Annotated in this window: 19 protein-coding genes and 2 pseudogenes; 9 read left to right on the forward strand and 12 right to left on the reverse strand. The window is 47.2% G+C overall.

The window, feature by feature from the left end; all coding sequences use genetic code 11:
- Positions 1-23: 23 nt before the first annotated feature.
- Positions 24-1,565 carry a sulfatase gene (locus OIM59_RS17210; RefSeq protein ID WP_239464673.1) on the forward strand — a complete coding sequence of 514 codons (1,542 nt, stop codon included), beginning with the start codon at positions 24-26 and terminating at the stop codon, positions 1,563-1,565.
- An 81-nt stretch (positions 1,566-1,646) separates the two neighbouring features.
- Here the strand turns inward: OIM59_RS17210 and mnmA are convergent, their stop codons facing one another.
- The gene (gene mnmA / locus OIM59_RS17215; RefSeq protein WP_299169912.1) at positions 1,647-2,777 is read right to left on the reverse strand and encodes a tRNA 2-thiouridine(34) synthase MnmA; all 1,131 of its coding nucleotides are present in this window, start codon (positions 2,775-2,777) and stop codon (positions 1,647-1,649) included.
- 18 nt (positions 2,778-2,795) lie between these two features.
- On the reverse strand, positions 2,796-3,602 hold the full coding sequence (locus OIM59_RS17220) for a 4Fe-4S binding protein (protein ID WP_299169910.1): 807 nt from the start codon (positions 3,600-3,602) through the stop codon (positions 2,796-2,798).
- Between the two features lie 120 nt (positions 3,603-3,722).
- Between OIM59_RS17220 and ruvB the strand changes: the two genes are divergently transcribed.
- From ruvB to OIM59_RS17235, 3 genes are read left to right on the forward strand one after another with little or no spacing between them, the layout of a single operon-like run.
- Entirely contained in the window at positions 3,723-4,748 is a 1,026-nt protein-coding gene (gene ruvB / locus OIM59_RS17225; protein WP_022354118.1) for a Holliday junction branch migration DNA helicase RuvB, read from the forward strand.
- A 9-nt stretch (positions 4,749-4,757) separates the two neighbouring features.
- Positions 4,758-6,248, forward strand: a complete 1,491-nt coding sequence (locus OIM59_RS17230) for a lipopolysaccharide biosynthesis protein (protein ID WP_299169907.1) — start codon at positions 4,758-4,760, stop codon at positions 6,246-6,248.
- Positions 6,249-6,291: 43 nt separating this feature from the next.
- On the forward strand, positions 6,292-7,650 hold the full coding sequence (locus tag OIM59_RS17235) for a TIGR00341 family protein (protein WP_299169905.1): 1,359 nt from the start codon (positions 6,292-6,294) through the stop codon (positions 7,648-7,650).
- A 73-nt stretch (positions 7,651-7,723) separates the two neighbouring features.
- On the opposite strand, the gene OIM59_RS17240 is transcribed toward OIM59_RS17235, so the two are convergent.
- Entirely contained in the window at positions 7,724-8,482 is a 759-nt protein-coding gene (locus tag OIM59_RS17240) for a NigD-like protein (protein ID WP_299169903.1), read from the reverse strand.
- Between the two features lie 215 nt (positions 8,483-8,697).
- On the opposite strand from OIM59_RS17240, the gene OIM59_RS17245 reads away from it, so the two are divergent.
- From OIM59_RS17245 to OIM59_RS17255, 3 genes are all read left to right on the forward strand, one after another.
- Positions 8,698-9,273 (forward strand): hypothetical protein, encoded by a 576-nt coding sequence (locus OIM59_RS17245; protein ID WP_303894447.1) that lies wholly within the window; start codon positions 8,698-8,700, stop codon positions 9,271-9,273.
- Positions 9,260-9,616 carry an IS66 family insertion sequence element accessory protein TnpB gene (gene tnpB / locus OIM59_RS17250; RefSeq protein WP_303897395.1) on the forward strand — a complete coding sequence of 119 codons (357 nt, stop codon included), beginning with the start codon at positions 9,260-9,262 and terminating at the stop codon, positions 9,614-9,616. The genes OIM59_RS17245 and tnpB (OIM59_RS17250) overlap by 14 nt, the downstream gene beginning before the upstream one ends.
- A gap of 77 nt (positions 9,617-9,693) precedes the next feature.
- The gene (locus tag OIM59_RS17255) at positions 9,694-11,268 is read left to right on the forward strand and encodes an IS66 family transposase (RefSeq protein ID WP_299170862.1); all 1,575 of its coding nucleotides are present in this window, start codon (positions 9,694-9,696) and stop codon (positions 11,266-11,268) included.
- Positions 11,269-11,439: 171 nt separating this feature from the next.
- Here OIM59_RS17255 and OIM59_RS17260 read toward each other — a convergent pair whose 3' ends face one another.
- From OIM59_RS17260 to OIM59_RS17285, 6 genes and pseudogenes are all read right to left on the reverse strand, one after another.
- Positions 11,440-13,005 (reverse strand): IS66 family transposase, encoded by a 1,566-nt coding sequence (locus OIM59_RS17260; protein ID WP_299170798.1) that lies wholly within the window; start codon positions 13,003-13,005, stop codon positions 11,440-11,442.
- A 77-nt stretch (positions 13,006-13,082) separates the two neighbouring features.
- Positions 13,083-13,451 (reverse strand): IS66 family insertion sequence element accessory protein TnpB, encoded by a 369-nt coding sequence (gene tnpB / locus OIM59_RS17265; protein WP_299170796.1) that lies wholly within the window; start codon positions 13,449-13,451, stop codon positions 13,083-13,085.
- Complete coding sequence (locus tag OIM59_RS17270) at positions 13,438-13,815, reverse strand: hypothetical protein (protein WP_227195382.1); 378 nt, start codon at positions 13,813-13,815, stop codon at positions 13,438-13,440. Before OIM59_RS17270 ends, tnpB (OIM59_RS17265) begins: the two co-directional genes overlap by 14 nt.
- Before the next feature lie 72 nt (positions 13,816-13,887).
- Positions 13,888-14,217, reverse strand: a pseudogene (locus tag OIM59_RS17275) (transposase); the annotation flags it as partial.
- Between the two features lie 75 nt (positions 14,218-14,292).
- Positions 14,293-14,661, reverse strand: a complete 369-nt coding sequence (gene tnpB, locus OIM59_RS17280; RefSeq protein ID WP_013617076.1) for an IS66 family insertion sequence element accessory protein TnpB — start codon at positions 14,659-14,661, stop codon at positions 14,293-14,295.
- A 291-nt stretch (positions 14,662-14,952) separates the two neighbouring features.
- Positions 14,953-16,578 carry an IS66 family transposase gene (locus tag OIM59_RS17285; RefSeq protein WP_299174463.1) on the reverse strand — a complete coding sequence of 542 codons (1,626 nt, stop codon included), beginning with the start codon at positions 16,576-16,578 and terminating at the stop codon, positions 14,953-14,955.
- A 366-nt stretch (positions 16,579-16,944) separates the two neighbouring features.
- On the opposite strand from OIM59_RS17285, the gene istA reads away from it, so the two are divergent.
- Positions 16,945-18,552: an IS21 family transposase gene (istA, locus tag OIM59_RS17290; protein WP_299167691.1), complete on the forward strand. Its 1,608-nt coding sequence runs from the start codon at positions 16,945-16,947 to the stop codon at positions 18,550-18,552.
- 6 nt (positions 18,553-18,558) lie between these two features.
- Positions 18,559-19,281, forward strand: a complete 723-nt coding sequence (gene istB, locus OIM59_RS17295) for an IS21-like element helper ATPase IstB (protein ID WP_225982541.1) — start codon at positions 18,559-18,561, stop codon at positions 19,279-19,281.
- Between the two features lie 172 nt (positions 19,282-19,453).
- Here istB and tnpB (OIM59_RS17300) read toward each other — a convergent pair whose 3' ends face one another.
- The 3 genes and pseudogenes from tnpB (OIM59_RS17300) to OIM59_RS17310 all read right to left on the reverse strand — a co-directional run.
- The gene (tnpB, locus tag OIM59_RS17300; RefSeq protein WP_071149928.1) at positions 19,454-19,822 is read right to left on the reverse strand and encodes an IS66 family insertion sequence element accessory protein TnpB; all 369 of its coding nucleotides are present in this window, start codon (positions 19,820-19,822) and stop codon (positions 19,454-19,456) included.
- Positions 19,815-20,138, reverse strand: coding sequence for a hypothetical protein (locus tag OIM59_RS17305; protein ID WP_022233666.1), 324 nt, complete (start codon positions 20,136-20,138; stop codon positions 19,815-19,817). The genes tnpB (OIM59_RS17300) and OIM59_RS17305 overlap by 8 nt, the downstream gene beginning before the upstream one ends.
- 86 nt (positions 20,139-20,224) lie before the next feature.
- Positions 20,225-20,395 (reverse strand): annotated as a pseudogene (locus tag OIM59_RS17310) (IS66 family insertion sequence element accessory protein TnpB); the annotation flags it as partial.
- Positions 20,396-20,620: the final 225 nt, after the last annotated feature.

Consider the following 20,620-nt stretch of genomic DNA (forward strand, 5'->3'; position numbering starts at 1 on the left):
ACAAACTTTACCCCCTTGCCGGTATGGTTACCCTATCGGCTGTGACCACTGCCTGTCAGCAAGCTGACAAGCAGGAAAAGAAGCAATACAACATTGTGTATATCATGACCGATGACCATACGGCGCAGATGATGAGCTGTTATGACACACGCTACATGGAAACTCCCAATCTGGACCGGATTGCCAATGAAGGTGTACGTTTTACCAATAGTTTTGTGGCCAACTCGTTGAGTGGTCCCAGCCGTGCCTGTATGCTGACCGGAAAACATTCTTGCGGCAACAAGTTCTATGATAATACCACTTGTGTGTTCGACAGCGCGCAGCAGACGTTCCCGAAACTGCTGCGCAAGGCTGGCTATCAGACGGCCATTATTGGAAAATGGCATTTGGAAAGTCTGCCCTCTGGTTTCGATTATTGGGAAATTGTGCCGGGGCAGGGTGATTATTATAATCCGAATTTTATTACACAGGACAACGATACCATCCAGAAGCACGGATATATTACCAATATCATTACGGACGATGCCATCGACTGGCTGGAGCACAAGCGGGATGAGAAGAAACCTTTCTGCCTGATGATTCACCATAAGGCGATTCACCGTAACTGGATGGCGGATACCTGCAACCTGGCCTTGTATGAAGACAAGACCTTCCCGTTGCCGGATAATTTCTTTGACGATTATGAAGGACGTGAAGCAGCTGCGGCACAGGAAATGAGCATCGTAAAGGATATGGACATGATTTATGACCTGAAGATGCTCCGTCCGGACAAGGATTCCCGCTTAAAGAGCGTGTATGAAAGTTTTCTGGGACGTTTGGACAGTGCGCAGCGTGCGGCCTGGGACAAATTCTACGGCCCGATTATTGATGACTTCTATAAAAAGAATCCGCAAGGAAAGGAACTGGCCAACTGGAAGTTCCAGCGTTATATGCGTGATTATATGAAGACGGTCAAATCATTGGATGACAATGTGGGGCGTGTGCTGGATTACCTGAAAGAAAAAGGTTTGCTGGAAAATACATTGATTGTCTATACTTCCGACCAAGGATTCTATATGGGAGAGCATGGTTGGTTCGACAAGCGTTTCATGTATGAAGAGTCCATGCATACCCCGCTGATTATGCGTCTGCCGGAAGGCTTTACCCGCAAGGGAGACATTACGGAAATGGTGCAGAATATCGACTATGCGCCTACTTTCCTGGAATTGGCGGGAGTGGAAGTTCCGTCGGACATGCACGGAGTTTCTCTGCTGCCTTTGTTGAAAGGAGAGCATCCGAAAGACTGGCGCAAGGCTTTGTATTACCATTTCTACGAGTATCCGGCCGAACACATGGTGAAACGTCATTACGGAGTGCGTACAGACCGTTACAAACTGATTCATTTCTATAATGACATTGACACATGGGAACTGTATGACTTGCAGGAAGACCCGCATGAAATGCACAACTTGTATGGTCAGAAAGAATATGAGGGAATCGTGACGGAACTGAAGGCGGAAATGGCCAAACTACAGGAGCAGTACAATGACCCGGTACGTTTTTCTCCGGATCGTGACAAAGAATAATCTTTAAAGTTTGGACAAAAAAAGGTGCCCGGACGGCTTGTGAGGAGCAGCCCGGGCACCTTTTTTAGGTATAGGAGTGATTTATTTCGGAAACTTCGCTTCGTTTTCGGCACCTATCTTTTTGATGGCTTGCTGGAAAGCGATGAATCCGCCACCCAGTACCCGGTTGTCTTCGTAGAACACGGCCGACTGACCGGGGGTGATGGCAGAAGCCTCTTGTTGGAAGCGGACCAACAGTTGCCCGTTCTCCAGCAGAATCACCTGGCAAGGAATCGACCGGCTGCGGTAGCGGATGCGTACAGCCAGCTCCTTACAACTGAGCAACTCGTCCAGACTGGCCACGTTATAGTCCTCTACCAGCATATACTGGGTCTTGAGCTGGTCGGCATCTCCCAGCATGACTGTGTTTTTGGCCGGATTGATTTTCAATACGTAGGCCGGTTTGCCCAAGGCGATTTCCAATCCTTTCCGCTGTCCGATGGTGTAGTAGGCGAAACCTTTGTGCTGTCCCAGTTTCAGCCCTTTGCTGTCGACAAACCATCCCGGACCAATTCTTTCGTCAATGTCGGGGCAATGCTCTTTCAGAAATTCCCGGTAGTCTTTTTCGATGAAGCAGATTTCCATGCTTTCTCCTCCACGGGCTTTGGCCTCGAAACCTTTTGAGGCGAGGTAATCGCGTACGCTGGCCTTCGTCATGCCGCCAAGAGGGAACATCATCCGTTTCAAAATTTCTTGCGGCAGTTTCCATAGAAAATACGACTGGTCTTTCAGGGGGTCGTCGCCGGTCAGGATGTAGCGGTAACCATTGATATCTTTCAACTGGCAGTAATGTCCCGTGGCAATCCAGGCGCAATTGCACCGGTCGGCCCATTCACAGAGAATCCGTTCCTTGAACAAGGGATTGCACATTACACAAGGGTTGGGGGTACGTCCCCGCATGTATTCATCGATGAAATACTGCACAATGACCTGACGGAACTCAGTCCGTACATCGGCCACATGGTGTTCGATGCCCAGGCGGGCAGCCAGCTGTTGCGCCTCAATCACTTCATTGGGCTGATCGTTTCCTGGGGTAAAATGAGATGCGACGTCCCAGGTACGCATGGTCACGCCTACTACTTCATATCCTTGTTCCTGCAGCATGATGCAGGCAGCCGAACTGTCGATGCCTCCACTCATGCCGACCAAAACTCTTTTTTCTCTTTCTTTCATGTAAACGCTGGGTTGAGATTAGAAAAACAATTCCGGTTGACGGCGGGCACTGCACTTTTCGTGGAGGATGGCCGCAAACGGGGTACTGAACTTACGGGCCTCGTTCGGACAGCATTTCACGCAGGCACAGCATTTGATGCATTTATAGATGTCCGTTTCAATGGCAGTCTGGTCTGCATTGAATTGAATGGCATGGGTGGGGCAGACTTCGATACATTCTCCACAGGCGAAACAGCTCTCTGTACAAGTGGGGCATACAGGGGCACCCGGTGTCCATTGTTTATAGGGGAAGTTTCCTTTGACGGTCAGTTCGGGAATCGGAGTACCGGTTGTGTGCAGGTGGTTCCATTTCTCCAGGCTGGCTTTCCCAAATTCGCGGGCTCGCAGCAGGTCGTCCGTATCCGGACGTCCGGCGGCGATGGGCAGTTCGGGCGTGCTGTAACTGTGTTCTCCAATAAAGGCTCCGGCAGTAAGAGGTGAAAAGCCCAGGCTGATGGCTGTATCCCGGAGTTCCAACAAAGCGTCTTCATAATCCCGGTTGCCATATACAACCCCGAGAATCGCAGGAGCTCCGTTCCCTTTAAGACGTTGCAAACGTTGAAGGGCGAGGACAGGCACGCGTCCGCCGTACACCGGGGTTACAATGACGCATAATTCTCTTTCCAACTCGATTGGAGAGGAAGATTCATCCAAGGTCAGGTCGGTTTCCATTCTTCTTCCCATACCGATGCCTTCCCCGATAGCCCGTGCGATTTGGGCCGAGGTACGGGTGGGGGAGAAAAAAATCAGTCGGTTCCCATTCAGTGGGGTAGTGGTTGATGTCATAAGTTCAATCTGTCAATTTTTGTAGTAGACAAAAATACAATATATAAACGAAATTCGGGATTCTTCATCGGGGATTCTTCTTTTATTCGTACTTTTGTGACCAGACTTTTAGACGAATTTATGGAAGAACAGTTTGATATACGCGATTACAAACCAACCGGAAAGGAGCGTGACTTTGAAAACGCCCTTCGTCCGCTCCAGTTTGAGGACTTCAGCGGGCAGGACAAGGTGGTGGACAATCTGCGCATTTTTGTAAAAGCGGCACGGCTTCGGGCGGAAGCGCTCGACCACGTATTGCTTCACGGCCCTCCCGGATTGGGAAAGACCACATTGAGTAACATCATTGCCAATGAACTGGGGGTAGGGTTCAAAGTGACCTCTGGCCCGGTACTTGACAAACCGGGCGATTTGGCCGGGGTGCTGACCAGCCTGGAACCCAACGACGTGTTGTTTATTGATGAGATTCACCGGTTGAGTCCGGTAGTGGAGGAGTACCTGTACTCGGCTATGGAGGACTACCGCATCGACATCATGATTGACAAGGGCCCTTCGGCCCGCAGTATCCAGATAGACCTGAATCCGTTCACCCTGGTGGGAGCTACGACCCGCAGCGGACTGCTGACAGCTCCGCTTCGTGCCCGTTTTGGTATCAACCTCCATCTGGAATATTACGATGATTCCATTCTGACGCGCATCATCCTGCGTTCGGCACGTATTCTGGATGTGCCTTGCGATGTGGATGCAGCGGGAGAGATTGCTTCCCGCAGCCGGGGAACCCCGCGTATTGCCAATGCCCTGTTGAGGCGTGTGCGCGACTTTGCGCAGGTGAAAGGTTCGGGACGGATTGACGTGGAGATTGCCCGTTTTGCACTGGAAGCCTTGAACATCGACCAGTATGGACTGGATGAAATAGACAACAAGATTCTGTGTACGCTCATCGATAAGTTCAAGGGAGGACCGGTGGGGCTGACAACCATTGCCACTGCCTTGGGAGAAGACCCCGGTACGTTGGAAGAAGTGTATGAACCCTTCCTGATAAAAGAAGGATTCCTGAAACGTACACCCCGAGGACGTGAAGTGACCGAGCTGGCATATAAACATTTAGGAAAAAGTAAATATAACAGTGAAAAGACCCTGTTTGATTAATTAAGTATTATGGCCGGAATAAAATCTTTGGCAAAGGATACTGCCATTTATGGGTTGAGCAGTATCGTAGGACGTTTTTTGAATTATTTGCTGGTACCTCTTTATACGGCAGTGCTCCCTGCCGCTTCCGGGGGATATGGGGTGGTATCGAATGTATATGCTTATACGGCACTGATTCTGGTGTTGCTGACTTTTGGTATGGAGACAGGATTCTTCCGTTTCGCCAACAAGTCGGACGAGGATGCCGGGAAGGTGTATGCCAACTCCCTGCTGTTTGTGGGAGGACTTTCGTTGCTGTTTGTCGTGCTGTGCATGGTTTTCCTGCATCCGCTTTCTGCCTTGCTGGAATACCCGGATCATCCGGACTACATTGCCATGATGGTGTGTGTGGTGGCACTCGATTCTTTCCAGTGCATACCCTTTGCTTATCTGCGTTATAAGAAACGCCCTATCAAGTTCGCTTCCATCAAGTTGCTGAACATTGTGGGAAACATTCTGCTGAACCTTTTTTTCCTGCTCGTTTGTCCATGGTTGAATGTTCATGCCCCCGAAACGGTAAACTGGTTCTATAATCCGGACTATCTGGTGGGTTACATTTTCGTGTCTAACCTGATTATGTCGGCTTTGCAGATGTTTTTTTTCATACCGGAACTGCGTGGGGTATCCTATCGCATGGACAAGGTGCTGATGAAGCGCATGGTAAACTACTCTTTCCCGATATTGATATTTGGGCTGGTAGGTATCCTGAACCAGACGGTCGACAAGATGATTTATCCTTATTTGTTCGACGACCGTTCGGAAGGGTTGGTACAGCTGGGTATATACAGTGCCACGAGTAAGGTGGCGCTGGTGATGGCGATGTTTACACAGGCTTTCCGCTATGCCTACGAACCGTTCGTCTTTGGCAAGAACAAGGATGCAGACAGTAAGAAAGTCTACTCTTCGGCGATGAAGTTCTTCTTTATCTTCTCTCTTCTGGCCTTTCTGGCGGTGATGGGCTACATGGATATCCTGAAATATATGGTGGCCTCCGATTACTGGGAAGGATTGAGCGTGGTGGCTATCGTCATGCTGGCCGAGATTTTCAAGGGCATTTATTTCAATCTCTCTTTCTGGTACAAACTGACCGATGAAACCTACTGGGGAGCTTACTTTTCTTTGATTGGCTGTGCCGTGATTCTGGGGCTGAATATCTGGCTGGTACCGACCTACGGATATGTGGCCTCTGCTTGGGCCTCGGTGACAGGCTACGGAGTGATTACCTTGCTGTCTTATTTCATCGGGCAGAAAAAGTATCCGGTAGCTTATCCGTTGAAAGACATGGCGCTCTATCTGATTGTGGCTGTGGTGCTCTATGTGTTGTCACAGGAAACGCCGATTGCCAATCTCTGGTTGCGTTTAGGTTTCCGTACGATATTAATTTTGCTGTTTATCGCATTTATTATCAAAAAAGACTTACCTTTAAGAACTTTACCTTTTGTCGGCCGTTTCTTTCGGTAACTGGCAAGAGGAGAAACTTATCAAGTAACCAAATCGGGCTGTTATGGAACTAGGGAACAAACGAAAATTTCTGCTTCGTAAATTTTTCAATGAGTATCTGGATTTGAACCGGAGCAAGGAAGACGAGCAACTGACAGTGGATACCATCCGCAACGGGGTGGAGTTTAAGGGAACCAACTTGTGGGTCTTGATATTTGCCACCTTTATTGCTTCGTTGGGCTTGAATGTCAATTCTACGGCTGTCATTATTGGTGCCATGTTGATATCTCCGTTGATGGGACCTATCATGGGAGTCGGACTTTCCATCGGTTTGAATGACTTCGAGTTGATGAAACGTTCCTTGAAAAGCTATCTGGTGGCCACTTTGTTCAGTGTGACCACTGCCACGATTTATTTTGCTTTTACCCCGCTGGATGAAGTGCAGTCGGAATTGCTGGCCCGTACGTCACCCACCATCTACGACGTATTCATTGCTTTGGTCGGTGGGTTGGCCGGTATTGTGGCTTTGGCTACCAAAGAGAAGGGAAATGTGATTCCGGGTGTAGCCATTGCTACGGCGTTGATGCCCCCTTTGTGTACGGCTGGGTTCGGACTGGCTACAGGGAATCTGTTGTATTTTCTGGGAGCTTTCTATTTGTATTTCATCAATTCCGTCTTTATCAGTCTGGCCACTTACATCGGGGTGCGTGTGATGCATTTCCAGCGCAAGCAGTTTGTGGACAAGGCCCGTGAGAAACTGGTGCGGCGTTATATCATCTGGATAACGGTAGGTACCATGTGTCCGGCAGTGTATCTTACCTATAACATTGTGCGGGAAACCTTCTATCAGACCTCTGCCAGTCATTTTATTACTGAGGAGCTGCAGTTTCCCGACTCTCAAATCTTGAGCCGTGAGATTTCGTACGACAAGCGGGAGATAAAGGTTGTTTTGATTGGAAAGGAGGTATCGAAGGAGCAGATTGCTGACGCACAGCGCCGTTTGCCCGATTACAACCTGGCAAAAACGAATTTGGTTATCTTTCAAGGTATGGGAGACGGTAATACCGTAGACATCAGCAACATCAAGTCGATGGTGATGGAAGACTTTTATCGGAACAGTGAGAAACGTCTGAAGGACCAAGAGGCTGCGATTGACACCTTGCATAAACAGCTGGCTGATTTTTCCGGTTCGGATTGGCTGGGGAAGCAGCTGGGACAAGAAATCAAGGTTCTTTTCCCGGAAATCAAGACCTTGTCCGTATCCAAGAGTCTACGTTTGTGTGTGGATAGCTCCCGCGTTGATACACTGACATACGCAATTATCGACTGTCAGCGGATGCCCGACCAGAAAAGTAAGGAAAAAATAGTGAAATGGCTGAAAGCCAAGACGGGAGACACCCATTTGAGACTGATTGTAGAATAACGGGTGAGGGGTAAAAAACGTAAATGCGTTTGAGTTGAAACGCATTTACGTTTTTGGGAAGGCTTTTGATGCCTTATTTTACTTTCTGTATATTCCGGATAGAAGTGACCTCTGTGGCTTGAGGATTAGTAGCTTTTCGGGTACAGTAGTCGAACTCGGCTGATTTTTCTCCACTAAATGAATTCCATTTCAAGGTCAGTTTTACGGTCTTTCCCTGTGTATCGGGCAGTCCGTCCAGCTTGAATGCAACTAGTCCGTCTCCCATTCTTCCATTTGTGTCGCCAAAGGCATTATGGCAGAATTCCACTTCGTAGGAGTTGTCCGGATTTTGTGTACTGATTAAGTTTACAAAATGCGGTTGGCCGTTTCCCCATCGGGTGGCGAAACGAAGTGTGAGGTAACCGTCTTCCGCGATTGTGACCCAGTCGTTGAGGATTTCTACCGGATTGTTTCCGTACGTTTCAAGGTTTGCTTCTTCTCCCAAATTCGGTGCCATCGGTTTGGTCAGAATACTGTCAATCCAGTTGACGAAGACCGCTTTGTCGTATTCTTGAGGAGCTTCTTCCGAAAAGTCAAAATTAGTCAATGCTCTTACTTCTTTTTCACCGAAAGGAGAGGTGGGCATGTTTACCGGGCGCAGGGTGGTGCTGTCGTCAAGTTGCAGGTAGGGGGTATTGTCGGCACTCAGTTTTACGGTAACCAGTGCGTTGGCATAATAATGTGAAAGGTAAAAAGTATTGTCATCGTCGTTCTGACATGACTGGAGTCCCACAGAAAGGCATACTGCCATTACAAGCATGAAACTTTTGTAGATAAATGATAGCGTTTTCATAATGCATTTTTTTAAGTTTTTTCTTTTGCCATTTTTATGTATAAAATGCATAATATGCTGGATTCCTGCATATCAAATGGTTAAATGGTGTTGTGTTTTACATAAGTGCATAAAAAAAGAGGCCGTCTCAAAATGAAATATAATTGTACAACCGTCCGCGATAGCGTCTTGTAGTCTGCCTGTAGTAATTCTAACTTTGCCATAAAATTTTAGATATGGTAAAAATAGAATACTACAGGCAGATTTTTTCTGCTTTTAAAGAATTATGTTCATCTGGCAAACAATCATGCTCCTTTCGTGAATATTGCCGCGGGCATGGTGTCAATTATTACAGGATGTATCTGATATTGAAGGAAGAATACACAAGCTTGAATGATGTTCCCGGATATACAAGAGGAAGTTGTCTGAAGTTTCGTTGTTCTCAGGCTTACGAAGAATTTAAGTCCCTCTGTGCCGATGGCAGACAACCGGGACGCTTTATTGATTATTATAAAGGTTTTGGAATAACAAGGAAACAGATGAAGGACTTTCTGTGGCGCAACAGACTCCGTGTTTCGGATTTGCCCGGATATACAAGTCCCCATACATGTCGAAGTTCCCGGTATAAGGAAATACCTTTTGAGGATGTGATATTTGAGGAAGCCGGTTTTCTTCCTGCAGAAAGCTGCAATGTGATTACTGTCAGGGTAGATGGCAATGTGGAAGTAAGCTTTCCGGAAGATACGGACTTGTCTGTTATTGCGAAGTTTATCCGTAAAATGGGAAAGGAGGTCACTCATGTGGAGCCTTGATTCATGTCTGCATCTGTGGGTCTGTCAGCATCCTGTATCCATGCGTTATGGCATCCGTGGTCTGACACAAATGATATGGTCGTGGAAAGGACATTCTCCGGCTTCGGGGAATGTATATGTGTTTTTCTCACAGGACCGTAAGACCATGAAGGCATTAAAATGGGACGGCGACGGTTTTTTGATGTACACTAAAAGACTGTCCCAAGGGCGTTTCCGTGAGGTGCTGAAAAACGGTGATGGCAGCGTCCGCAGGTTTCAATGGGATGACTTCTACATGCTGATGAGGGGGCTCACACCTGTAAAAGTAACTGTCGAAGAACGCTTTAGAATGGCTGCAAGGTAGTATATATAATATTGATAATCAAATAATTAAATCTATAAGAAGTTGCATAAATCCGCCTTTTTTCGTAACTTTAAAGCATGAAAAAGGATGAACTGATAGAACTTTTGCAACGCCAGAACGGCTTCCTTCAGGGCAAACTGGAGGAAGCCTTATCATCTGTCCGTTCACTGACTTCAGCCAACGAGAGACTGACTGCCACGGTTGAAGAACTGAGAAAGCAGATAACCTCTCTGGAGGAAACTCTCAAAGGAAAGGACATTGAACTCAGCAAGGAAAAAACTGTCCGTCAGGCAATGCGCCGTCTGCAGGAATCTCCCTCGGAAAGACAGACCGGACAGATGCTCCCCAAATCTGATGTTCCTGAACAGAAGATACAAAAGAGACATACAAACAACGGTGCGAAGAAAAAGACACATCCGGAATGTGAGATTGAAACCTTTGATGTAGAACCTGACGACCCGGGGTTTGATCCGGAACTGGCCAGATATATGTGTACATGCGATGTCGTGCGTTATTCAATGGTTCCCATGCGCTTTATCAAGACAATCTATAAGGTCAAGAAGTATGTTCAGAACGGTACAATCTTCAAAGGTTCTGTTCCGGCAACTCCGCTGCTGAACTCCCAATACACTTCCTCTTTTATCGCAGGTCTGGCGGAGTTGCGCTATCTGCACGGAATGCCGCTTGAAAATGCGGTAGAATACTTCCGCTCACACGGCTTCGATCTTGATAAGGGTACCGCCCGGAAGCTTGTCAGCAAAACCAAGGTTCAGCTTGAGAACCTTTATAAGGCTCTTGCAAAGGCAATCCTTGAGGACAACTATATCTGTGGTGATGAGACTTATCAGAAAGTACGTCTGCAGACAGTCACTGATTCAGGGAAGAAAATAAAGAAAGGATATATCTGGGTGTTTGTCGGTATGACCACAGGTCTGGTGTATTTCTTTTATGATGACGGATCACGTTCGGCTGAAGTCTTTGAAAATGAAATAAAAGGATTTAACGGAGCCTTCCAGTGTGACTTTTACTCCGGATACCGTCATATCGGAATCGGCAATCTGAAAGGAATAAAAAGACTTCCATGCCTGCAGCATATAAAACGGAAGTTTCTGGATATAAAGGATAGTACTATTGCCCAGCAAATGGCCAAGCGCTTCGGCCTATTGTATCACTTCGAGCATAAACACAAAACAGGAAAGGACGGATGGACTGACGAGGACCACCTTCAGTGGAGGCAACGCTACTCAAAAGTGATGATTGAAAAAATCTACAGAGGATTGATTGAGATTAAAGACCGTCCGGGGATACCTCCTGATGATTCTCTTAATGCCGCCGCCGATTATGCGCTGAAACAGTGGCATGAAATACCGGCAATCTTCTCTTCTCCTAAATACAGGCTTGACAACAATGAAGTTGAACGAATAAACAGGTATATATCACTGACACGAAGACGTCTGACAATAGGCTCTCATACAGGAGCCGAAGTGGCGGTGTTATACCACTCATTAGCCATAACATGCCATAGATGTGGAATAAACATCTTTGAATACTTCTGCGACATTATAGACCGTTGTGCCGCATGGCCTCCTAATACTCCTATAGATAAATATCGTGATTTGCTTCCGGATAGATGGAAGAAGATGAAAAGATAGCCGCCCAAAAATCTGGAAGGCTATCTTTTTATGTGGTGAACGCTATCGCGGACGGTTGTACATATAATTTGAGATGGCCTTTTTTGGTAAGCATTCGGTAAACCACGTTGCAAATTTTGTGAATTAGTTCCGAATCGATGTTATTTGTAGTCGATTCGGAACTAATAGTATCTATTCGGAACAAGTTTGATGGGATTTAGCCCAATTACGTGGTAGAAGTTCTTCCATATTCTTCTCATCCCTTTCATAATATGGGATTTTACTCAGGACATCTTCCATCCAGATTCTGGGGTCTACTTCTGCAGACTTGCAGGTGGCAATCAGTGAGTACACGATGGCAGCCCTGTATGCGGATGCGTCGTTGCCGCAGAACAGATAATTCTTTCTTCCCAAAGCCAAAGGTCTTATGGCATTTTCTATGCGGTTGTCATCAATTTCGATTCTTCCGTCGTTTACGTATCTGGAAAGCCTGGGAAGAAGCGTGTACGTATATTCGATGGCTTTACCCATGCGGCTTTTAGGAAGCACTCTAAGATAAGCATCCTGCAGCCACTTTTCAAATTCAAGTATCAGCGGATAGGCTTCGCTTATACGTTTTTCCTTACGCTCTTCGGCTGCGAGTCCGGCATCATTGGCTTCAGATTCTATCTTGTACAGCTTGCCGATGTAGTGTATTGCCTGTGTGGCCAGGGTCCTGTTCTCTTCCAGGGCATCCACGTACTTCCTTCTGGCATGTGCCCAGCAGCCGACCAGGGTGATTCCTTTCATCTGCTCGAACTGTTCGTAAGCTGCATAGCCGTCACATTGCACAATGCCACGGTAGCATCCCAGCAGTTCACGGGCTACCATCCCCGAACGGCTGCCACGGTCATAATGGAACATGACGTCCCCCGTGATGCCGTCGCGCACGCACCACTCATACCCTTTTTTCGCCTTATGTTTCTCATTGTCCATCACAGGAATGACACTCTCGTCCACTTGTATATACTCACTGGAGAGTATCTTCTGTTTGAGCAGGTTGTACAGCAGCTTGAGTTTCTCCACCGCCATTTCATACCATCCGCACATGGTAGATTCGCTTATGCTGATTCCTGATTCGCGATACTGCTGTATCAGACGGTAGAACGGGAGATGATACATGAACTTGCCGATGATAATGTCCGTCAGGACCGAGGCGCCTGCCATACATTTGCTGACCGGAACAAGAGGTAGCGGGTGAATCAGAATCTGCCTTTCCTCGGGGTATTTCTCCATATCGGATTTACTTATCACTTTGTGACGGACGGTCTTCAGGATATATACTTTTGCCGGAACACGTTCCAGGCGTGAACTCTCTTCCTTTCCGATTTCAATGAATTCATCCTTAAGCCTGCCTTCCTCGTCTGTTGTCCCTTCAGGGTAAAGATCAACAACCTCTACAGGCAGTGAGGAAGTGTCCAGAGACTTGCGGACCGGTTTTTCCTTGACTTTTATAGTTCTGGTGATTTCTTCTTCACTCTTGCGGACTTCCTCCTCCATCCGGGATATTTCCATGGAGGACATTTCCTCCTTTGAGAACAGAAACAGCTGGTTGGGATCAAGCGGAAGACTCTTCTCGCTCATCCGCCCAAAGACTTTTTTCCGGAGCCAGTAAAGGGATTGTTCCAGCGAGGAAACCCTGCTGATAAGCGCCGCTTTATCCTGACGGAGCTTCTCAATTTCTTCCAATAAGGCTTTTTCCTGTTCTTCTGTAAGCATCTGTATCTCATTGTTCTACAATGTAAATATACTAAAATCCAATGACATACAAAAGCGAATAGAGTAAAAATCCGATACTATTTTCGAAGTTTCTGCAGGTCTTCAAGTCTCGTGCGACGGGAGTCGCGGGCTTCCATGATACCCTCCACAATCATGACAAGTTCCCGCCATTCTATATTTGTACAGACCTCATTGTCGTTGGCAGAATCAGGCTTGCCTAAGGTACCGGCTTCCAGAAGTTTGGAATACAGCACCATGCCGCCCGGCTCCCAATGCAGGAGCTTTATGCGGTCACGGGCACGGTTTATGAAGATATATACGTTGCCGTTGCTGGGGTCCTGACCCATGGCGTCGGTAATGATACCGCTGAGAGTATGAAAGCTTTTGCGCATATCAGTCGGGCGGTTATACAACAGATAGCGCATACTGTCATTAAGGCTGAACATGGCTGCAGGCCTGGATGATTGAAAACAGTTCCTTTTCATTTAGCTCACCGCAAATGCGTATGGCAGTACCGGCCGGTGTACGTATTTCTATCTCTTTCAATCCGCTTGGCGGGATCGGTGCGTTTTTCTGTTTACGCCCGCTTGTTCCGGCAAATGAAGGAACAGGAACAAAAGATCCGCTGTGGGGAAGCTCGATAAACTCACCTTGAGCCGATTTACCCGATGATTGCTCGGCGGCATAACGGGATTTGCTGTCATAAAACCGCCATACAGGGATATTGAGCTCCTCTAATCTTGACTTATAAGTCACTTTGTGCTCTTTGCAGTAGTTCATTATCTCTACTACTTCTTCTCGTGTCATCATAACTTTGCTTTTTGGACGTAAAGTTAATGATGGAAGTTGGAGACAAAAATACGTGGTTTACCGAATGCTTACCTTCTTTCCATCGGGCTTTACTTTTGAAGGAACCGCTGCGCTGCTGTCCTCTTCCCGGATGTCTTCACTCTGTCCGGTTACAGGAACGGGATCGAACAGGGAAAGCTGGTTGGGATCCAGGGCTGCCAGCTTCTCACTTCTCCGCCCGAAAAGCTGACGGTTCAGCCATGCTATCTGTGAGAGCAGTTCCTGTATCTTCCGTTGCAGCGCATCCGTCTGTTCCAGCAGTTTCCCGTTGGATTCGACAAGGGAACGGTTGGCCTCCAGGAGACCGGCTATCTGCTCCTGCTGACTCCTGATTATCTGTTCCATTGTATCCTGCTGAATCATCCGTTTCTATCTCTTTATATAATGTAAAGATACTGATTTTTCGGAAGATACGCAACCGGATACATGAAAAAACTTTCAATAGAAGCCATCCTTTCTACTGGCTTTCAACCTTTTCAGCCTCTCGTTCGGATTGTCACTGATTCCTTCCACCATCATGACCAGGTCGCGCCATTCCATCGGATAAGACCTGCTTCGGCTATCGTAGGCCGGCAGCCGGAACGTGCCCTCTTCCAGACGTTTCACATACAATACCATGCCGCCGTCTTCAGCATGGAGGAGCTTCATGGTGGTCCTGCTTCTGTTTATGAAGATGAAGACATCGCCCAGACGGACGTCATGTCCCATCCGGTCGTGAACCACTCCGCACAGAGAATTGATCCCCTTGCGCATGTCCGTCTTTCCGGGACACAGGAAATAGCGCATGGTATCATTCAGACAGAACATGGCCGCATAATTTGTGTATCAATCCAAATGTCAGTTCAGGGTTTCCATGGCTGTCAAGGTGGATCCTGATTCCGGAAGGAAGCTCTATTGTTACGTCGCCACCCGACCCTGACGGGAGATTGCCCCTGCGACGCAGATCCAATGGAATGAACGTATCATCGGGAAGCTTGTCCGTAAGTATTCGGCCAACTACAGGTATTAAACCTTTATATACAACAATAGCGACTGTCACTATGAACCTAATAGTATCAGCCGCTATTGTTTTGTTGAACCCATATGTTACAGTTTATATCAGTTACAAGATTCCTCCTTTTGCCTTGTCAGTACACATTCCGGATGTTTCAACTTCCATTTATGTGGAAGTAGATTCAAAAGTTCTTCTTGGGTTGCTTTTTTGTGATAAGGCATTTGTGCGATGACATCGTTCAGGTATACCCTGGGATTTACCTCGTGCGCCTTACATGTGGCCAGCAGAGAACATATGACAGACATATTAACCGCAGCTTCGTGATTACCACAGAAGAGAAAATTTTTTCTGCTCAGAGTAATGGGGCGTTGGACGTTTTCCGCCAGATTGTTATCCCAGTACAGGCGGCCATCGTCCAGGCATCTTATAATATTATCCCATTTGGTATAGGCATATGTAATGGCCTTGCCTGTCAAAGAACCTGGACTGTATTTAATCCCTTCTGTCTCCATCCATACCTTCATTGCCTCCATGATTGGCCGGGCCAGCTCCTGACGCTTCTGTCTGCGCTCATCATATGACAGGCCGGTTTCGTCACACTGACGTTCTATTTTATAGATATGCTGTATCTGAGTCAGTGCATGTTGGGCCATCTCCCTGTTTTCATCCAAAGCCTGCTCAAAATGACGACGTATATGCACCAGACAGTTGAGCAGCCGCACGTCGGGGTTGGCCTTGAAGGCTGTTTCATAACCTGCAAAACCGTCACATTGAAGATATCCCTTGAAGTTATATTGATTTGCCAGGGATTCGATGACCGCTCCGGCCCGTGAGCCTCCGTCGTAATGAAAGATGACCAGTCTCTCCATGACTGATCTTACCATCCAGAGATATTCCTTGTCGGCCTTGTGCTTTTCCCTGTTGATGACCGGAACTGTAGTCTCGTCCACCTGTACATAATCACAGGAGAAGACTTCACGTTTGAGTTCTTCATACAGAGGCTTAAGCAATTCTACGGTTTTCTTGAACCAGCCGTCCAGTGTACTTTCGGTCAGACCTTTCATTCCAAGATGGCGGTATTGCTGTATCTGACGGTAGAACGGGACATGATATTCATACTTCTGAAGCAATATTTCGGCAAGCAGGCTGGTGTCAGCGATGCACTTGTCAACCGGCATTAGCGGCATGGGAGCTATCTCTACGCCTTTCTGTCCGGCCGGAGGAAGCAGGGTACTATCCTTGAGAGCATATTTGGGACGGATGATCACCTTGACGTAAAGCATTCCCGGCTTGTGTTTGACGACTTTTGTTATCTCTTCGCCTATTCTACGGTATAAAGACAAGTCTACGCCTTTCGGTTCTATTGTATCGGTCTCCAATACGGGCAAGTCCTCTATCATTTTGCGGTTCTGGCGATTTCGTTTTACGTCTTCCACCGATTCCTTCTCAATCTTTTCCACAGCCTCGTCCCGCTTTTCTTCCGCCTGCTGCCGGAGTCCGGAAAACTCGTCGGCAAAGAGATCTGGCATATTAGGATCATATACGCGAAGTTTCTCCGATTTACGACCAAAGAGCTGACGGTTCAGCCATGCGACCTGAGCCGTCAACTCCTTGATACGTTCCTGCAGATTTTTTATCTGTTCGGATTGATTCTTATTAGTAGTAGACAATGAGGCTATAGAGGCATTCAGCCCTTCTATCGTCTTGAGTAAAATTTCTTTTTCTTCCATTGTCTACATATTCCGGAGCATACCCGTTCACTTTCCGGCAGCCTATAAAGCATAAAAATAGCCTTTAAAAGCACAATTTTATATCCGTTCATCCCCTAAAAGGATGAAAAGATGGATAACCAGACATTAAAATCTCAATTTTTCCGGAGCATATCCGTTCACCTCCGAGAATTGCACGTTTTAGCACCCTTTTTCCGGAGCATACCCGTTCACTTTAGACGTATGCTTTCAGATTTTCCGGAGTATATCCGTTCAGCCGTGCATGGAATTGTGAGCGTATATCTTCGTTTCCGGAGCATATCCGTTCATTCTTTCCCCGGTTTCAGTTTCCTTTGTGCTGGTAAGCTAACAAGAAACAGCACAGTCATGGCAGGAACAACAAAGGATATGAGTCTGATAAAACAAGTACTCCAGCTCAAGCAGGCCGGAGAATCCAACCGCGGTGTAAGCCGCAAGTTACCGATTGACAAGGAAACCGTCAACGGTTATGTGAATACAGTAAAAGCCAACGGATGGAACATCAGCGACCTCCTTGAGATTGACGATCCCGAGTTGGAAAGGATGTTCCATGCCGGTTCACCGGCATATACGGACAGTAGAATGGAAGAGTTCCTGATCCTGCTCCCCAGATACAGGGAACTGCTGACGGATCCCAAATCCCATGTAAGCCGTCAGGTCCTGTTCGATGAATACCGTGCGACTCATCCCGACGGTTACGGAAAATCACAGTTCTATTACCATCTGAAGCAGAATCTCGTTGCGAAGAAGGATGTTACGGCCGTACTTGCCAACACCTACAAACCGGGTGAAAAGCTCATGGTGGACTTTGCCGGTGACAAGCTCAGCTATGTGGATGCCGAAACCGGAGAAATTATCAAGGTGGAGGTGTTTGTCGCCTGCATGCCTTACAGCGAATATACCTATGTGATATGTGTACCTTCGCAGAAGACGGAGGACTTCCTGTATGCCATAAGAATGTGCCTGGAACATCTGGGCGGTGTTCCTCCCATACTGACTCCTGACAATCTCAAATCGGCTGTAATCAGCAATGACCGGCATGAGCCGAAGCTGAACAAGGCTCTTGAGGACATGGGCAACTACTACCATTTTGTAGTGCTGCCATGCGACCCGGCATCGCCGACACAGAAGGCTCTGGTAGAGGACTCCGTAAGGATTACATACAACCGTATCTATGCCAGATTGCGTAACCGTACCTTCCATTCACTCCTGGAACTGAACCGTGCCGTATGGAAGCTGATGGAAAGGCACAACCAGACCCGTATGCAGAAGCGTCCCTACAGCCGTGAGGAGCGTTTTCATGCCATGGAGAAGGAGCTGCTGAAACCCTTGAAACCGGGACCCTATGAGATGCGCCTGTATGCCGATCTGAAAGTACAGGCAAACTGCCATGTGGAGCTGAGACAGGACAAGGTGACCCATTTTTACTCCGTCCCCTATATCCATGTGGGAAAACAGGCAAGAATAGTCTTTACGCGTTCATGGGTCAAGGTCTATGTGGAGCAGAAACTGGTGGCCTCACATATCCGCAGCCATACATACGGCTATACCACAGTCAGGGAACATCTCGCATCCAGCTGCAGGGTGATTATGGAGCGTTCGGCAGCCTATTATGTGGAGAAAGCAAAAGATATATCACCTGACTGCCATGAATATGTAAAAAGAATCTTTGACCCCAAACGTACCACACAGCCTGAAGAGGTGTATTACAAGCTGTGCAACTCCATAGTCAGCCTCAGAAGGAAGTATGACCTTGCCACGTTTGACCTTACCTGCCGTCAGTGCATGGAGTACGGTATTTACTCCTACAGCAAGTTTGAAGCCATACTCAGACGTAACGGCATGAATGCATCCGCAGACGAGACGGTAATCTTCCATGCGCCTACACCGTCAAACCACGGGAACATGCGTGGAAAAGACTATTTTACAGGAAATGACATAAACCAACAACAATAAATGATTATGAGCAACGAAACAGAAAGAACACTGCACGAGCTGAAGCTTCCGGGAATGGCAAGCTGCTGGAGCTCCCTGGAAGAAACACATCAGTTGGACAAGCTTACCCTGCGTGAAGGCATGCAGATCATGCTCCAGTACGAACGTGACACAAGAGGGAACAACCGCATCCAGCGTCTTATAAAGAATGCCGGCTTCCGTCTGAGAGCCTCGATGGAAGAACTTGAAACGGACACGGCAAGGGGAATACAGGCCTGCTCTGCAGCCGACCTTGCAACCGGAAATTACATCACGGGCGGAATGACGGTCATCATTACCGGACCGGCAGGAACCGGAAAGTCCTACTTCGCCTGCGCCTTGGGTGACAGGGCATGCAGGAACGGCCGGAAGGTACTGTACTTCACGATGAACATGCTCATCGAAAACCTGAAGCTTGCACATCTGGAAGGACGGGAGACGAACTTCTTCCGCAAACTGAACGCACATGACCTGCTGATTATCGATGACTTTGGGATGGTCAAGTTGGACGGCCAGATACAGCATGACTTTGAACAGATCATAGATGACCGGTACAACCGGAAAGCACTCATCCTGGCCAGCCAGCTTCCCGTCGCAGACTGGTATGATGTGTTCCAAAGCGAGCTCATTGCGGAAGCCTGTCTGGACAGAATCGTGCATAAGGCAATAAAATTTGACCTTAAAGGAGAGAGCCTAAGAAAGAAGTATTAACTTTGCCAACAATACTGAATACTAACTGGGGACTGAACGGATATCACCGGAAATGCTGAACGGGTATCCGCCGGAATATGCACATTGTCTATACTTCTTTTAATGATGTAAATATACTAATTAACAGTGAATTATACAACAATATCCAAAGTTTACTCACACAAAAAACATGTTATACATGGTATTCCTTACGTTCGGCTCTTAACCGCCGGAGCCTCTGTTCCGGGTTTTCCTGTATTCCTTCAACCATCATCACCAGATCGCGCCACTCCATGGGATAGCTGTTTGATTTGGGATCATACTCCGGCAACTTGAAGCGACCGGCCTCCAGACGTTTTACATACATTACCATACCTCCGTCTTCGGCATGAAGGAGTTTCATTAGCCTGCGGCTGGAACCGATGAAGATGAAGACATCACCGTTCCTCACTTCACTGTTCATTTTCTCATGTACCACTCCGCATAGCGAACTGATACCCTTGCGCATATCTGTCCTGCCAGGACACAGGAAGTAGCGCATCGTGTCGTTCAGGTTAAACATGACCGTTTCGAAGACTTTGGGTAAATATTTCCTTCAGCAAATCTTCAGAACCGCTCCCGAAGTGGGCACGAAGTCCATTGGGAAACAGCAGCGCAACACCATGCGGCAATTGTTCTTCTTGGGAAGACTCCGTAAATGCCTGTTTAAAACTGATAGGAGCCAACTCGTGTTTGATACTGCTCCTGTCAACGGAACATTTTCTACGCCAGTAGTGATAGGTTGAATAACTTACACCTATCTGTTGAAGGTACGACTTCAACGGCAGCTCGCTTTGTTGCACCTGCAATTCTAATTCTTCAAATTCTTGTCTGTTCATAATAATTGAGGTTTGATTGTATTCACTGCCGCAAAGCTACAACCAAACCTCAAAGTGTAAAAGGTGCATTTCTTCGAATGCTTACGCTTGTCCGGATGGCTGGTGTAAGTACGGCCCAGGCCGAATTTCTTCTTCCAATAATGGAAACAGGGGGATGAATAGGCCTCATTCTCACAGAAATCTTTTATGGTCAGGCCACTGGCCTGTTGTCTTTCATAAACGGACAGGAACTCTTCTTTACTCATTATTCGTTTCATGGCTTTTTTATTGGCAAAGTAACGGAAGAGTGGAAGGCTTTACAATGTGTATTTTATCGGATGCTTACGAAATAACTGTATTTCAGCGGTTTTCATGATTTTTTCATTTTGTAAAAGTGGTGCCACCAGAAATCGTAATCTAACGATAAGTGGCTGAATATCTTTGATATAACTTTTAGCTAAAGAAGTAATCTCCCGCTATTGCTCCACCGGAGGCTTGCAATA

Source organism: Bacteroides mediterraneensis (genome assembly GCF_025993685.1).
Classification (GTDB): Bacteria; Bacteroidota; Bacteroidia; order Bacteroidales; family Bacteroidaceae; genus Phocaeicola; species Phocaeicola mediterraneensis_A.

Bases quoted from the DNA above. Each gene is read 5' to 3' on its own strand.
- OIM59_RS17210 (WP_239464673.1), top strand. From the start codon at position 24: ATGGTTACCCTATCGGCTGTGACCACTGCCTGTCAGCAAGCTGACAAG.
- mnmA (WP_299169912.1), bottom strand. From the start codon at position 2,777: ATGAAAGAAAGAGAAAAAAGAGTTTTGGTCGGCATGAGTGGAGGCATC.
- OIM59_RS17220 (WP_299169910.1), bottom strand. From the start codon at position 3,602: ATGACATCAACCACTACCCCACTGAATGGGAACCGACTGATTTTTTTC.
- ruvB (WP_022354118.1), top strand. From the start codon at position 3,723: ATGGAAGAACAGTTTGATATACGCGATTACAAACCAACCGGAAAGGAG.
- OIM59_RS17230 (WP_299169907.1), top strand. From the start codon at position 4,758: ATGGCCGGAATAAAATCTTTGGCAAAGGATACTGCCATTTATGGGTTG.
- OIM59_RS17235 (WP_299169905.1), top strand. From the start codon at position 6,292: ATGGAACTAGGGAACAAACGAAAATTTCTGCTTCGTAAATTTTTCAAT.
- OIM59_RS17240 (WP_299169903.1), bottom strand. From the start codon at position 8,482: ATGAAAACGCTATCATTTATCTACAAAAGTTTCATGCTTGTAATGGCA.
- OIM59_RS17245 (WP_303894447.1), top strand. From the start codon at position 8,698: ATGGTAAAAATAGAATACTACAGGCAGATTTTTTCTGCTTTTAAAGAA.
- tnpB (WP_303897395.1), top strand. From the start codon at position 9,260: ATGTGGAGCCTTGATTCATGTCTGCATCTGTGGGTCTGTCAGCATCCT.
- OIM59_RS17255 (WP_299170862.1), top strand. From the start codon at position 9,694: ATGAAAAAGGATGAACTGATAGAACTTTTGCAACGCCAGAACGGCTTC.
- OIM59_RS17260 (WP_299170798.1), bottom strand. From the start codon at position 13,005: ATGCTTACAGAAGAACAGGAAAAAGCCTTATTGGAAGAAATTGAGAAG.
- tnpB (WP_299170796.1), bottom strand. From the start codon at position 13,451: ATGTTCAGCCTTAATGACAGTATGCGCTATCTGTTGTATAACCGCCCG.
- OIM59_RS17270 (WP_227195382.1), bottom strand. From the start codon at position 13,815: ATGATGACACGAGAAGAAGTAGTAGAGATAATGAACTACTGCAAAGAG.
- tnpB (WP_013617076.1), bottom strand. From the start codon at position 14,661: ATGTTCTGTCTGAATGATACCATGCGCTATTTCCTGTGTCCCGGAAAG.
- OIM59_RS17285 (WP_299174463.1), bottom strand. From the start codon at position 16,578: ATGGAAGAAAAAGAAATTTTACTCAAGACGATAGAAGGGCTGAATGCC.
- istA (WP_299167691.1), top strand. From the start codon at position 16,945: ATGGCAGGAACAACAAAGGATATGAGTCTGATAAAACAAGTACTCCAG.
- istB (WP_225982541.1), top strand. From the start codon at position 18,559: ATGAGCAACGAAACAGAAAGAACACTGCACGAGCTGAAGCTTCCGGGA.
- tnpB (WP_071149928.1), bottom strand. From the start codon at position 19,822: ATGTTTAACCTGAACGACACGATGCGCTACTTCCTGTGTCCTGGCAGG.
- OIM59_RS17305 (WP_022233666.1), bottom strand. From the start codon at position 20,138: ATGAACAGACAAGAATTTGAAGAATTAGAATTGCAGGTGCAACAAAGC.